Source organism: Bacillus sp. Hm123 (assembly GCF_051842975.2).
Classification (GTDB): Bacteria; Bacillota; Bacilli; order Bacillales; family Domibacillaceae; genus Bacillus_CE.
Genome location: NZ_CM200277.1, coordinates 2,777,481 through 2,789,538 on the forward strand (window position 1 = coordinate 2,777,481; position 12,058 = coordinate 2,789,538).

Sequence of the window (12,058 nt, forward strand, 5' to 3'; positions counted from 1 at the left end):
CTTTATAAATCGTCATCTATGTCCTCATCAAAATCAGGGGATTCATTTCCTTCATAGATCACTTCATAATTGTACCTAGTTAACATCGTAAAGTTAGGCGTCCATTCAAGTGACCATTTTTCAATCTTTCCTGTCTGCCTGTTTATAACAAGAAAGTAATGCAAGATGCCTTTCTCATTGTAATAAAGTTCATAAGTGTAGACCTCATCACCCTCAACTGCAACAAGGAAGTTCCCTTGTCTTATAAGCTCTCCGCCTTCTTTTACATTATTTTGCTTGATGACATTAATATCTCCCCCGATACCAGCGCCGCCAATGATACGGCGTCTCTGCCGCTTGAGCATGTACAATACAGGATCATATAAATTACGTACAATGACACCACTCATTACGTCACCCCTTCAATCACCCATGTAGAGCGCGGACGTACTTTATAAAAACCTGTTGGTTCGTCTACCTCATCACGAGGATAATTAATTGTTTGCACCATTGTTGTGGCGCTTGTTGAGTCTGTAAAGCGCAAGTTAGCTGATAACCCATCTTTGGCACCTGCCGAAATACCTTCAATGATGATGACATTTGATCCCGCTTTAAGGTTAGCTGACACGCTAACACTCTCGCCTAGTTTAATGTCTTTGGATCTTTGGCCATTAATGATTAATGCGACTCGATCACCTACAGTTCCGCTAACTGTAAAATATCCTACTCCAGATTTTCTTGTAACCACAGGAAAGTCTGATGGTGGCGGTGGTGCCTTTTGTGGTACAAATCCAATGTTCGACGATACTTCAAGAATCTGAAAAAATCCAGACGTGGAAAAACTCGTCCGGATCCCTCTCACATGATAGGTTTGTGTAGCCGTAGAAATCTTTTCACGAATGCCAACAATGTCCCACAACTCAATTGCTGGATTGGCCGGAATAGCAATCGATGAGCGGCGCCATTTATATAGCATTTGGGTAATATAAGCTCTTGCTGCTAAATGCCTCTTGGCTGGAGAGTTCGCCCATGGAACATCCAACTCTACTTCTCTTCGCTGACCCATTAAAATGTCTTGTTCAATATAAGAAGATGTAAAAGCGCTCTTTGCTTCTGCACACTTAACGAGTATTCGTCCAAAGAGCTCTGTGTCGTCCATTTCGTACTCTAATTCCTTGATATGCAAATAATCGTCTACAATAAAATCAGCTGGATCAGATCGAGAATACTTTGGCAACTGTTGAAATTTTATTACCCCATGCGAATTTTCAGTTAGAGTGTGGAACAAGCTGTTGACCACTTCTCTCACTACTTCATCAAATGCCTGCCCACGCTTGCCTAATTTTACACCTGTTTCATAAAGGGTATTGGTTCCTGGTATAGTGACAGGTGATCCTGTCACTTCTAGTCCAGCTCCTTCAAGCAACGCTTTCACCGCATGATAAATATTGATGTTCGTTCTTTCTATAAAGTATTCTCTACCTTTCGGCGGGAAAATCGTGTTAGTTATGGCTCGCTTATACTTTGAACGCCCTGTAATGGTAATCGTCTGCGCTTCAGCATTTATCCGAATGTTATCGATGTAACCCGTGAGCATTTTCCTTATGTCATCACCATAACCAAGATGGATCTGTAGTTCTGTATTCGGATATAACTGTCTAAACCAAGCGCTATCAGCATTTCCTCTCCAAACAAAGCTAGTAGGCCGCTTATTCTTCGCATAATCCGGAGAGAAAAGTCCATCTCTATTTTCAACTGTAATAGTAAAGGTTTTTGCTGGTGACTCTGTTGTTTCATCAATATCAATGGCTAGAACATTGGGTAACCTTGCCCATTCAATGTCAAAATGACTGTTAGGCGGTACAGCCTTTCCCCAAAATCGATTTCTAACCATCACATATTGAGTAGGACGTCTACTTTCTCCGATTTGAAACTGATTAGTAATCGACTGAAAAAGATCATCATTGATTACTCTCATTTTCCGTTCACTCCTACTCCAGCACGCTCTGAGCTATGCAACTTGCATTTGACAATGTATAGTGGTCCTTTTCTTATAGGTTCCGTATCTTGTGGTATGATCACCCCACCAAATACACCAGCGCTATATTTTATAATAGTAAAATTATCAATATCAGACATGAATTCATTGAATGCTACCGTATTTGTTAACACAACCTCAAATTCAATCAACGATCCTGCTGGTCCTGTCCGTTGATAACGTGTGTAACCGTCAAGAATATTGAAATTTTGTATTTCTTGCAGCGGTTTTGGTGGTGTAATACTTCCAATGCCACCGATGTAAGATTGTTCATGAAATACTGTACAAACCGTATGCTTAATATAAGCTGTGTCACCATTTGTGTAATTGCCATCTGTTTTAAAAGTGATAATATTCTCGCCTTCATCGACAAAAATATAGTGTCTGGTCCAAGTATATGAAGCTCGCGCTGAAAAACGCTCAACACCATTGACTTCAACGATGAAATGCCCCATACCGATCTCAGTCTCTTCTGTAAAGGCGACATTCGTAAGAAAATCAAAAGCGACCCATCCAGGCCGCTCGAAAGTTTGTTTTATCCTATATGATTGATTAGGGCCCGATCCAACTAGAATCGAGCCGCTTTGTGTGTAAAAATTTGTGCCGCGCCTATATAGTTTAGCCATTATTCTCACCTACTCCATTTGCGTTGCCCGTGTAAAAAATAGATCAGTGGCAATGTTTTGTAACTGTTGTTTCATTCCTTCAAAATCTTGATCACTTTGTAACTTTTTCACATGGACTTCAACTTTATCGATTTTAGTAATCTGGGCTTTATTACTTTTATCAATAGTTGTTCGTGCATCGCCACCCCTAAAGACAGGGGATATATCATAAGCTGGTTGTAAGGATGTACTCATCACTTGACGCATGGAGTCGAGCGGATCTCCATTCACTTTTGTATCATAGAACAAGGTACCTCCAACAGAAGGTGTGAAATCATCTGGATTAGGATTAAATTCTTCTTCGATGGTGTCAGCCATATTCCGAGTAGCCTCTGCAACGTCGTCTTTCCCATCATCAATCCCTAGAGCAGCTCCAATCGGAACCCATTTCGATATTTTTCTCATACGTCTAGAAGGAGAGAAAATTTGCATGACTTTTTGGAACGCATCAGCAATGTCGTTACCCAATTTCTTAATGGCTGAAATCGCATCGCCAGCTTTATCTTTTAACCCGCCGACAATCCCATCTACAATGTTAGCGCCCCAACCCCACGCTTTTTTGGCTAATCCGGTAAAGAAACGACCGATTTTTCCAAAAATGTTTTTAATGAAGATATAGGCATTAGTTAGTGTTCTTTTGATTTTATTGTAAATTTTTGTGAAGGTTGTAGATACCCATCTCCAAATCGCTTGAAGCGATGAAGAAAAAATCCGCTTAATTCTCGACCATATGGAAGCAATGAAATTGGCTGTCTGTTTCATCCTTTTAAAAATGATTTGCCAAATCAATCGAAATGAATTTACGACCTTTCGGTAAATAAAATTTGCTCCTGCAACAAATATACGACGTATTTTTGACCAGGAAGACGAAACAACACGAGCCGCTTTGTTCATGGTATTTGATATGGTTCGAGTTATAGAATTAAACGCCTTAGATGTAACCCTTCGAATAAAAGAGCTGGCAGCACTAAAGGAACGACGTATTTTCGATAGATTCCTAGTGACAACTCGATTTACTGAGGATAAAGCACCTCCGATTATGCGTCCTGCTGACTTGAACCCCGAACCAATCGTTTTTATTCCTGATTGAATCGCTGATCCAAGACGTTTTAGGGCTTTAACGGTTCCGCTTCTAATGGAATCCCAGTTTTTATAGATGAGATATCCTATTCCTACGATTGCGGCTACAATAGCTGCACCCGCCAACACAAATGGATTTGTCAAAAGCGAAATCAACATAGGTCCTAAGCGCGCTACCAAACCACCAATGCCACTAAACAGTTTCGGAATTGATTTAAGCACACGAGACGCTACAGACTTAACTGTCGTTCCAAGCGAAGAAGCTTTATCCTTCGCTTTTCCCATCGAACCTTTTACTTTGTCTGTTGCTGAAGCAACTCTATTCATCACACCAGGATATTGTTGAAGTATTCCTCTCGTTTGATCAAATATCAGTTGAGAAGCCCCAACTACTCCCATAACCTCATCAAACTTGCCACCTAACCCGTCCAATAGAGGAATAACAAGCCCGATAGCACTACCAAGAACACCGATTGAACTTGCGGCCCCATTCCCTTCACCTTCACCACCATCTAAATTACTTTTCTTTTGAACGGTGTTTTTTGGCGCTACATCGGTCATTCCTGAAAAACTTTCAGGATTAGAGAAAATAGAAGTGATATTTTCAAAAGCACCACTAAAAATACTAATGAGCGGGTCAAAAATACCTGTTAACAAGTCAAAACCGGCTTCGATTCCACTTGCTAAACCTTCGATCAACCATTGCCCAAAACGCATGAAGAGTTTAGATGGGCTATTAATCTCTAAAAGTTCCATAATCGGTTTGACTAAGTAGTTCCAAATCAGCCCAACTGGGGACCAATTAAATATAAATTCTAGTCCCTTGATTAAACCTTCGATGATTCCTTTACCAATACCGCTCCAATCAATCCCTTTAAAAAAGGCTTCTATTTTGTCCCATCCTTTGTAAATGAGGTAACCTACACCGGCTAAAGCTGCTACAATCGCGGCTCCTAACAAAACAAAAGGATTACTAAGCAGAGGGATCAACATGGCACCAAAGCGAGCAATTGTCCCTCCTATTCCTGTAAACAAGCGAGGAAGAAATTTAAAAATTCCTTTCGCCGCTTTTGCTACAGAAGGACCCGCTTTAGAAATCACACCTGGTAATCCACTAAATGCAAGACCAAAACCTTTGACCAAAGTACCGCCCTTTTTCGCCTTGCCACCTACTAGACCGAACAGTTTCCCAACTGAACCAAGACTCGGAATGAGTTTGCCTACTACAGAAAGTACAAATGACGCCGCTAGAGCGTAAGCAACAAACTTCCCTCCGCCACCTTCCATCACACTTGCGACTACTTCAAGAATTGTAGCCAGCGCTTCAAAAGCGGGTAAAAGCACGTCACCAGCTATTTTCGCTAGCTTATCCATCAAAATACCGAATCCTTCTGCCCCTGTCTTGCCAGGACCAGCAAAAGCTTCGATAATTGAGTTACCGATCCGCTTCAAAGAATCCCAAATTCGTTTGAGAACTGGCTCAAATCGTTCCCAGTTTTTATAAATGACCCATGATACCGCCGCAATCCCCGTTAGAATCGGATTCATTTTTACAAATTGAACAATAAACCCGCCTACCATCCCAGGTAACCCACGTAAAAAAGACAAGATCATAGGAATAAATGAGCGGAACATACGAGGTAAACCCGCCATCGCATTACGAGTCAGCATTAAGTTGTCATAAAGCATTCTTGCTGCAGGAGACATGGCAACCATCCCTTTACCAGCAAAACCAAGTGCTTGACCTAATGCTTGAAACAAATTACGATTCATCAGTAAAAATCCAGCTACTGCTGATAAAGGACCCACCAAACCAAGAACAAGGATCGTGAAAGCTCCAAAATGGGCTATGAATTTAGCCATTCCCGGATTATTTCTAAGAAATTCCGTGACGTTATCCGCTGCTTTTGAAATGGCGTCAGCAACTTTGATCACTGTCGGTTCTAACGCTTTCCACAATTCTAAAAGCGAGTTCCCCATTTTACGAAGTGCTACTTCTGATTTTGCAATACCGTTGTCGTCAAGACCACTCACCATTTTTTCATAAGCGGTCATCCCGTCAATTCTAGTCTTGCTATTTTTCTTCCAAGCCTTTTCGTTCTTCATGACATCTTTTGTAGCTGCTTGTAAGTCGCCTTGATGTTTCTTCATAGCAAGCGCTAAAATATCCGTGGCTTCTTTTTGGGTAACGCCAAGCTCTTTCGAAATCTCATCTACAGCAGAAATAGCTTCTACAGCGTCCGTTCCCCATGCTTTTTTGAAATTCAAACCCCATTCAGCCGACTCTTTGATATTTTCCTTTGTGCGTCCCATTTGGTTATGTAGAACGCTGAATAACTCTCCTACCTCTTCAATCGATGAACCAGTATCAGCAGAAGTGTCGGCAATGATATTTTTGAAGTCCTTCATATCCTTTGTGGATTTAAGGGTTTGAGCTTCGAATTTGCCCCATCCTTTTTCAGCGTTAGCAGCCACCATACCAAATGCCGCTGCTAAAGCAACGACAGCAGGTGTCACTGTAGTGCTCAACATAGTACCAAACGTTTGATATTTGGTCATCAACTGAGCCATTTTGGCTTTTTCTTCTGCTTTGGTCGTCTGTGGACCAATGATAGCTTTAGCTGCATTATCAAGCGATTCATACGTTTTATTTTGAAGATATGCAAGGTCTTTGTTGGCAAACTGAACGATTCGACCGCCTAATTTATCAAGTGCGTTGGAAAACGGTTTGTAAATGACATCCTTGCCAAATAGATTATCAGCCTTATAACCATTCGCCTTCGCAATCACGTCTACTGGATTACTCTCTGCTAATTCTTTTTTATACTTAGCAAGTGCCTCTTCCATTTGAGCCATTTCTTCCACGAATTCATGAGCATTAGCGCTCTTCTTCATGTCAGATAAAGCTTTTTCAGTTAACTTGATTTGATCTTTCAAATTATCCAGTCGGATGTTGGCCATAGAGTGCATTTGCCCTTCAAGAGCTTTAATTTCCGCTTTCGTTCGACCAAATCCTAATTGTGACAATTGACTACGCGCATTCGTGATTCCAGATTCAATTGCGGAGAGGCTGGCTTGCAATTGAATCATATTTTTCGAATCTTGAAAGTAAGGAAACATCTGATTCGAAAAATCTAATCGCATCGTCGCACGTTGCAATACATTTTGAGGGTTCAATTGCATCGCATATTGCATCATCCGACGATGGTAGGATTCTAGAGCTTTTTGAGCTTGGTTAAGATCATATCCGAATAGATTCATCCGTCTAGCAGCTTGATATCCTGCTGTTCCTGCCGCTCCTAAACCAGCACTTGCATATGCACCAGCCGCTCCTGTACCTTCACCACCTGGTGGACCATTAGATTGAGCACTACCACTTGGTGTGTATTGCGGTCCCATCATCCCGTCAGCACCGACATTATCATACGTCGTTCGAATGACATGATTCACTATGGTATCTAAAGTTTGAGTAAGATGGAGATTTCCGAAACGTTCCGACAACCTTTCTAATGAATGACCAGCACGATCAATCATATCAAGCAATTGTTGTAACGCTGTCTCGGCTTGTCCTGTTTCGATATTCACTGCATATCGTTGATCTGATAGCGTTGTCCGAAGTGCTGAAGCTCGTTGATTCATTTCTAAGAGTGTTTGTCTAGCGGCCGCTCCATCAATTTCTACAGAGCCTTCAGCGCCCGAAAAAGAGCGTTCAAGAGATTCAGCTTGTTTAAGAAGTTGTTGTAATTCGCGTACAGCAGGATCTGTATCAAAATCAACTTGAGCATTCGCTTGTAAATCGTCTAGCATAGATGAAAATACTTTCTTAAATTCATGTACATCACGAAGAGCTTGATTACTATTAACAGTGATATCTGGCTCTATGCTCATTTTTTCAATCGCTTGAAATGCCTTTTCAAACTTACTTTGAAGGGAATCGGCTGTTTCTTTCCCTTTACGCTCTAAAAAATTCAAATCTTGAATCGACTTAGCAACATCCACAGCTACGGTACCCACCATTTCAAACAACTCTAAAATGTCGTTGTTAGCCATGTTTTACCTCCTCTCTCTATGATTCGTCCATTTGATTTCCAAATAGGTTATCAATGTACTCAATGACTTCATCTGTTGTTTCGAAATCATGATCCTCGGTTGGGTTGTCTCCTAACCCCATCGCATCGAGAAATTCAACAAAAGTAGGAGGCTCCGCTTTCCCCCCTCCAAATAAACCGCTGATAGAATTCGAATGATGCCAAGCAACGAATGCATGTTGCCTAAATGATTCACGACTTTCATCTGCTTCCCATTGTGCTGAATCAATCATTAGCTGTTTCAGTCGCATATAAGGTAGTTGAAGGATATATTCATCTGTCCAACCATAACGGCGCTGTACACGATCAATAGCCCTATAGAACCCTGCCTCATCTTCTAAAGGGTTTATTGAATTGGATTCGCGATTGGAGCTGCTACCTCTTGAGCGGCTGGTTCTTGTTTGCCTAGCATCTTCTGGACCGCTTTGAAAAAAGACTTTAAATCCTTCGAAGTAGCAATCATTTCAACGATTTCAACAAATGAATCTAGCGGAAGTTCTTTCACATCTTTTTCTTCTTTACCAATTAGTGATGCTACCAAAGCATAGATTTCGCTTTCTGACTCAATAAGTGAAAAAACAAGGTTAAATACTATACCCAATAAATCTCCTCGCTTCTCTTCTTCGGTTTTTCCTTCTTGATTCTGTAAATCTCCCACAAGCTTACTAAAGTAATTTACAATACCTGCTTTTTTGAGAATTTTAATAAAGGTAAATAAGTGTTGGAGTCCCAAAGATTTCACCTTAATTTCTTCCCCATTAATCATAATTTTCTTTTCATCGCGAATAAGTGCTTCCATAGTTTGATAACCTCCAAATTTTTAATTTAATCACGAAAAAACCACTCCTGATAGGAGCGGCTTATGGATTGATTGTATAGGCAAATGAAACTGGTGCTGATGTATCTTGCCCTTTCACTGCCACTGCTTTAATTGTTACTGTCTTATCCACTGTGATTGGACCTTCATATTTCGTCCCGTTAATTGGTGTCGGGTATGACCCGTCCGTTGTGTAATAGATTTCATGTCCTAATGCCGCTGTTAAAGTAACCGATTGTGTGCCTGTATATGCACCCGGTGCTGGTGATGCTGCTGGAGACACCACATTCGACCCACCTTTTGGATATAGAATATAAAATGGGATGCGCGTAATATTATCTTCTCCATATCGTGCTTCAAATTCTGCTTTTAACACCACGTCATCTTTGCCGGTACCAAGAGGCAAATTAAAAGCATCTGTACAACGAGATCGTTCAAGAACAAAAACAACCGGAATAGCTTTACCTGTAATTGCCCCAAAGATTGCTAATGTCGTAGAACCCGTTGGCGCAATTGAACCACTGTGGCGAATTATATTGTAATTATCGTCATGGCTCGTAAAGTCAAATGCCGGCAATTTCAGTTGTAGGTTTTCTGGTGTCATTTCAAGGATATTGGTCGATACTTTAGCATCTGCTTTGGTCAACCATTCCATCCCTTCGACCGTACCAAGCGCTCCATCCGCTTCTACCTTATGCCACTCAGTATCCATTGAGATTTCATTTCCGCCTTTTGTTGCACCGATTAAATCTCCCCACGTGGAGCGATCGCTCGGATCATATAACGATAAATCAAAGTTCTTTGTAATTAACCCTGGACCAATAACCAAGTTACGAGATGATCCAGGTCGTACACCATTCAACATTTGATACATAGTATTTCCTCCTTTTATTCATATAGGTCGTCGCGGTAATAGCGTAAAACGACTTTTACTTGCACACATTTTATAGATGGATCTGGTTGGGGTGGTTCGTGCCTGAACTTACGAAAAGTAGAAACAGCACCGGCACCAATCCCTTCCGTTTCCGAATCGTATCCTTTGTTGTGAACCAACTTTTCTATTGCATTGCCTATTTGACGTGCTAAAGGTCGATCTCCTTCTGTGTAAATATCAACAGAAATAAGAGCACGACCTAATAAGTCGTTGCTCTCAATTGGATCAGATTCAATTCTTAATACAATATAAGGCCTTCTCATTTCATCCGGAGCCAGTTCTTGAGCTACATTCGGATAACCTTCAGTAGAACCTATTAAATTCGTAACTTGCGGTTCAGATTCAATAATTAATTGAATTATATCGAGAGGTTCATATTTCATTAAATCCGTCCCCTCCGTATAATTCTCATGATATTTTCTCTTTGCTCATGATAGGTAGGTAACATGTATGGTCGTGGTTCTAAGTTATGCTTTTTCCCGTTCTTATCTTTCCCCATAAAACCAAATTCAAGCGCTTTAGCATATGGAATATTAACAGGACCAACATACCCTTGATACATCGTTTCTGTTTCTTCAAATTCCGTTTGAAAAGAAGCCTTTAAATACGCACGTAGAACAGCGGGAGGATCACCTGGACTAGATGCCTGATGTATCGTCGCACCTACAATTTTTTTAACCTTTTGCTTATGACCATTTTTATTAATAACTTCAACAGCTTCCAATTTCCCTGTTTCTGGACGAATAGGGTATTGATGTCCAGCACCAGAATTATTCACTTTATCAATGAGCTCATTTCGCATATGCAGAGTAGCCGCTTGTACATTGCGTTTTGAGCGGCTTTTTAACTCAGCAACAATTCCATCCACATTACTTTTAAATTGAAATCGAGTAGTAAAAGTCATTCTTATCATCCTTTCATAACAAGAATGGTTCCATTCTCTTTTTCTTGTATTTCATATGCTGCATCTAAACGTTTCAACGGCACTTCGAGATGAGTGTTCAAAAATGAAGGGCTTACCGGCTCGCCTGATACGTCGAACAACAAATCATCGGATATAACACCTTTTTGAAAAACTGGCACAACTCGATCTCCAGCCTTTACTAAAGCTTCTAAAACCAAAACTTTATAAGTGTTGACTGTTTCTTCGTGTCCAGATACTACCTCAATACCTTTTCTTGTATAATTGTTAATTGTGTAAAATTGGGCATGATACACTCCTAAAAGTACAAAGGACTCTATCCATTGATTTCCTTTCCGTATAGACTGTTTTCTAAAAACCATAGCCTCATGATTACATAACTTTTTTGCCACTTTGCGCGCACGGCGTGCCAATCGGTTCATAAGTTAACCTTTCTGTAAGGAGCCAGGAGTGATTGAACATTATTAGGCAAAGCCCCTATTGCTGAATCACTGCCGCTGATAGTCGCTTGTAAGTCTCCTAATTTAAATGACTTGATAGAATTAGCTATCTCCATTTCCGATACTTCTTCATCATCTGCATAAATATACTTAATCAAGCCCAAACAAGCCATCTCGATGTCGAACGGCAATGTTCTTGATGTTTCCTCCGTCTCATCTTTCGGCAATGTGTAACCCGCTTCAAAGACAATTTGTGATCGATTAGAAATACGCCGATATAAAATCCCGGATTCTCCATCTAGCAAACAAGAGTCTACACTATTACCATTCACACTGATAATGCGATGTACAGGAAATTGGGAAAGAGCAACTTCATGACTAGATTCGATCACCAAATCTTTATACTCATCACGCTTGAATTTGCGATTACAGAAACGTTCAATGACAGCACTAGCCATGTTTATTGCATCGATAACATAGCTATCTTTGCTTTCATCCTCTAATTCCAATTCTTTGCGTGCCTTTTCGACTGTTGTTAATGCATTAGGTGCAAGCATAGACTCACCCCTTATTCAATGATTTTCCGATCATCTGCTTCTGATAATTCGCACTGCAATTTATATCCTTCCATTCCCCAAATCTTATCCTCGATTCGCTTCATGCAAATCTCTTTTCCAAGCGATGCATCGTAGTTAGCTGGGTCTACACAAGCTGAGCTCTCCACAATGATAAAACCGTTAGCCAACTTAGCTGTCACAACTGTGCATTTATTAAAAATCGTTTTAACATCAAATTCAGCTTCGTTCATTATTTTGTCGATTTGTTCTTTTGTTACCTTGTTCTGCATTACTCAACAACCTCCCAATCCTCTGCTAACATATCAGTTTGACTTGCTAGCCAAGGTACTCTATTTTTAGGTGCGTCTAGGTTGTCTGTTTGAAGACCTGTAGTATCGATGTAGATATAAGGATGAGTCATTTTGCTGTGCTTATCAGGTCTTTGTAACTCGATAAAGATCCCTTTCCCGTTCCAACCTTTTCGACGTACCTTGAAATCTTCTTTTAATTTTTCTAATGCTTGTCCGGAATTCATTAT

At 40.5% G+C, this 12,058-nt stretch carries 13 protein-coding genes; all 13 read right to left on the minus strand.

All coding sequences use genetic code 11. The features are described from left to right. Positions 1–2: 2 nt before the first annotated feature. The 13 genes from ACSVDJ_RS14500 to ACSVDJ_RS14560 all read right to left on the minus strand — a co-directional run bounded on the left by ACSVDJ_RS14500 (position 3) and on the right by ACSVDJ_RS14560 (position 12,055). Entirely contained in the window at positions 3–389 is a 387-nt protein-coding gene (locus ACSVDJ_RS14500) for a hypothetical protein (RefSeq protein WP_439166692.1), read from the minus strand. Continuing rightward, entirely contained in the window at positions 389–1,957 is a 1,569-nt protein-coding gene (locus tag ACSVDJ_RS14505; RefSeq protein WP_439166693.1) for a hypothetical protein, read from the minus strand. Before ACSVDJ_RS14505 ends, ACSVDJ_RS14500 begins: the two co-directional genes overlap by 1 nt. Next, positions 1,954–2,643 (minus strand): hypothetical protein, encoded by a 690-nt coding sequence (locus ACSVDJ_RS14510; protein ID WP_439166695.1) that lies wholly within the window; start codon positions 2,641–2,643, stop codon positions 1,954–1,956. The genes ACSVDJ_RS14505 and ACSVDJ_RS14510 overlap by 4 nt, the downstream gene beginning before the upstream one ends. Before the next feature lie 9 nt (positions 2,644–2,652). Then, positions 2,653–7,812, minus strand: coding sequence for a hypothetical protein (locus tag ACSVDJ_RS14515; RefSeq protein WP_439166697.1), 5,160 nt, complete (start codon positions 7,810–7,812; stop codon positions 2,653–2,655). Positions 7,813–7,828: 16 nt separating this feature from the next. Next, on the minus strand, positions 7,829–8,083 hold the full coding sequence (locus tag ACSVDJ_RS14520) for a hypothetical protein (protein ID WP_518619151.1): 255 nt from the start codon (positions 8,081–8,083) through the stop codon (positions 7,829–7,831). 113 nt (positions 8,084–8,196) lie between these two features. Continuing rightward, the gene (locus ACSVDJ_RS14525; RefSeq protein WP_439166699.1) at positions 8,197–8,649 is read right to left on the minus strand and encodes a hypothetical protein; all 453 of its coding nucleotides are present in this window, start codon (positions 8,647–8,649) and stop codon (positions 8,197–8,199) included. Positions 8,650–8,710: 61 nt separating this feature from the next. After that, positions 8,711–9,541 (minus strand): chitobiase/beta-hexosaminidase C-terminal domain-containing protein, encoded by an 831-nt coding sequence (locus ACSVDJ_RS14530; RefSeq protein ID WP_439166701.1) that lies wholly within the window; start codon positions 9,539–9,541, stop codon positions 8,711–8,713. A gap of 14 nt (positions 9,542–9,555) precedes the next feature. Next, positions 9,556–9,984: a hypothetical protein gene (locus ACSVDJ_RS14535; protein ID WP_439166703.1), complete on the minus strand. Its 429-nt coding sequence runs from the start codon at positions 9,982–9,984 to the stop codon at positions 9,556–9,558. Continuing rightward, positions 9,984–10,514: a hypothetical protein gene (locus tag ACSVDJ_RS14540; protein WP_518619155.1), complete on the minus strand. Its 531-nt coding sequence runs from the start codon at positions 10,512–10,514 to the stop codon at positions 9,984–9,986. The genes ACSVDJ_RS14535 and ACSVDJ_RS14540 overlap by 1 nt, the downstream gene beginning before the upstream one ends. Beyond that, on the minus strand, positions 10,511–10,945 hold the full coding sequence (locus tag ACSVDJ_RS14545) for a hypothetical protein (protein WP_439166708.1): 435 nt from the start codon (positions 10,943–10,945) through the stop codon (positions 10,511–10,513). Before ACSVDJ_RS14545 ends, ACSVDJ_RS14540 begins: the two co-directional genes overlap by 4 nt. Further along, a complete protein-coding gene (locus tag ACSVDJ_RS14550) occupies positions 10,942–11,520 on the minus strand; it encodes a head-tail connector protein (RefSeq protein ID WP_439166710.1) in 579 nt (192 codons plus the stop codon). Before ACSVDJ_RS14550 ends, ACSVDJ_RS14545 begins: the two co-directional genes overlap by 4 nt. An 11-nt stretch (positions 11,521–11,531) precedes the next feature. Then, positions 11,532–11,810, minus strand: a complete 279-nt coding sequence (locus ACSVDJ_RS14555) for a Gp49 family protein (protein ID WP_439166712.1) — start codon at positions 11,808–11,810, stop codon at positions 11,532–11,534. Next, complete coding sequence (locus tag ACSVDJ_RS14560; RefSeq protein ID WP_439166713.1) at positions 11,810–12,055, minus strand: DUF2829 domain-containing protein; 246 nt, start codon at positions 12,053–12,055, stop codon at positions 11,810–11,812. Before ACSVDJ_RS14560 ends, ACSVDJ_RS14555 begins: the two co-directional genes overlap by 1 nt. Between the last annotated feature and the right edge of the window lie 3 nt (positions 12,056–12,058).

What these genes read in the sequence shown, in the direction of transcription:
- ACSVDJ_RS14510 (WP_439166695.1), bottom strand. Translation starts at nt 2,643, where the DNA reads ATGGCTAAACTATATAGGCGCGGCACAAATTTTTACACACAAAGCGGC.
- ACSVDJ_RS14525 (WP_439166699.1), bottom strand. Translation starts at nt 8,649, where the DNA reads ATGGAAGCACTTATTCGCGATGAAAAGAAAATTATGATTAATGGGGAA.
- ACSVDJ_RS14560 (WP_439166713.1), bottom strand. Translation starts at nt 12,055, where the DNA reads ATGAATTCCGGACAAGCATTAGAAAAATTAAAAGAAGATTTCAAGGTA.
- ACSVDJ_RS14545 (WP_439166708.1), bottom strand. Translation starts at nt 10,945, where the DNA reads ATGAACCGATTGGCACGCCGTGCGCGCAAAGTGGCAAAAAAGTTATGT.
- ACSVDJ_RS14500 (WP_439166692.1), bottom strand. Translation starts at nt 389, where the DNA reads ATGAGTGGTGTCATTGTACGTAATTTATATGATCCTGTATTGTACATG.
- ACSVDJ_RS14505 (WP_439166693.1), bottom strand. Translation starts at nt 1,957, where the DNA reads ATGAGAGTAATCAATGATGATCTTTTTCAGTCGATTACTAATCAGTTT.
- ACSVDJ_RS14530 (WP_439166701.1), bottom strand. Translation starts at nt 9,541, where the DNA reads ATGTATCAAATGTTGAATGGTGTACGACCTGGATCATCTCGTAACTTG.
- ACSVDJ_RS14555 (WP_439166712.1), bottom strand. Translation starts at nt 11,810, where the DNA reads ATGCAGAACAAGGTAACAAAAGAACAAATCGACAAAATAATGAACGAA.
- ACSVDJ_RS14515 (WP_439166697.1), bottom strand. Translation starts at nt 7,812, where the DNA reads ATGGCTAACAACGACATTTTAGAGTTGTTTGAAATGGTGGGTACCGTA.
- ACSVDJ_RS14550 (WP_439166710.1), bottom strand. Translation starts at nt 11,520, where the DNA reads ATGCTTGCACCTAATGCATTAACAACAGTCGAAAAGGCACGCAAAGAA.
- ACSVDJ_RS14540 (WP_518619155.1), bottom strand. Translation starts at nt 10,514, where the DNA reads ATGATAAGAATGACTTTTACTACTCGATTTCAATTTAAAAGTAATGTG.
- ACSVDJ_RS14535 (WP_439166703.1), bottom strand. Translation starts at nt 9,984, where the DNA reads ATGAAATATGAACCTCTCGATATAATTCAATTAATTATTGAATCTGAA.
- ACSVDJ_RS14520 (WP_518619151.1), bottom strand. Translation starts at nt 8,083, where the DNA reads ATGATTGATTCAGCACAATGGGAAGCAGATGAAAGTCGTGAATCATTT.